Here is a 1,018-nt window from a genome sequence, read left to right as displayed (position 1 = left end):
GGGCTGCATCGGGGCGGGTTCCCGGAACCGCGCGCGCTGTCGAAGGCATTGAACGCGCTGCCCGCCCGGCTGCGCTGCGAAGGCGTCATGGCCAACGAGGCGCACGCGCCGCACATTCCCGGTCTGTTCGGCGGTCCCAAAAAGGCGCTGGCAGATGCGTCGCAGCGGGCCGCGGCGTTCCTCGCGGCTCTCGGCGAGGACCAGCGCCGAATACTGAACATCGGCGGCTCGAAGACGGCACTGCTTCACCATGGCGGCATGGCCAACGAAGTGTCGATCGGGTCGGCCTTCGTGCTGCCCGGGGATTTCGACACGCCCGGCCTCGACGGCTTCCAGCCCGCGGCCTTCATCGCCACGCCGATCCTCAAGGTGGTCGAGCCGATGCTGCCAGGCCCGCCGGCGGTCACCCGCCTGCTGCAGACGATCGGCCGGTTTCCGCGCAAGGGTTGCTATCTCTATGGCGGCAAATGGATGGCCGAACCGGTGTTTCCCGAAGGCATGGAGACCAATGGCCTGCTTGGCCTTTCTTCGAACCAGCAATTCATGGGCCTGCCCGGCGATGCCACCACCAGGTCCGGCGACTACGTCTTCCTGCGTCCGACGCAAAGCGAGGCGGTGCTGCAGCAGTTCGGATCGATCGCGGTTTTTTCGGGCGGCAGCCTCGTGGACCGCTGGCCCGCGCTGCCGATGGGGTAGGCATGGTGCCTCGTTACGATGAGGTCAAACCAGACGCTTCGATGCAACAGATCGGCCGTCAACCCAAAGCCACGATGCGCATGCTTGGAACAGTCAGCGAGCCTATCCGCCTCCAGCCGGGGTCATCGTTGACCGGCCTTCTCGGCGAGATATCGAGTAGCCAACGCGATTGAATTGGGGATCGGTGTCGATCCTCTATAGTTGGCAATTTGGCGCCTGGAGATTTCCAACTGGAGCGCCATCCCCTCAAGCGAGAATTTCAGCAGATCGTCCATGATATGGCGGAATTCCCTGTTCTCCATACCAATTGAGGGCAGGTTAT

At 63.6% G+C, this 1,018-nt stretch carries 1 protein-coding gene and 1 pseudogene; one reads left to right on the top strand and one right to left on the bottom strand.

Translation table 11 applies throughout. The features are described from left to right. Positions 1 to 696, top strand: a pseudogene (locus FJ980_RS34330) (DSD1 family PLP-dependent enzyme); the annotation flags it as partial. Between the two features lie 122 nt (positions 697 to 818). On the opposite strand, the gene FJ980_RS35070 reads toward FJ980_RS34330, so the two are convergent. Continuing rightward, positions 819 to 1,018: hypothetical protein (locus FJ980_RS35070; protein WP_210243797.1), on the bottom strand; the 200-nt coding region annotated here is incomplete at its 5' end.

This window comes from Mesorhizobium sp. B1-1-5 (assembly GCF_006443065.1).
Lineage (GTDB): Bacteria > Pseudomonadota > Alphaproteobacteria > Rhizobiales > Rhizobiaceae > Mesorhizobium.
The sequence above is the reverse complement of the archived record's forward strand: the minus strand, read 5'-3'. Positions and strand labels throughout refer to the sequence as shown.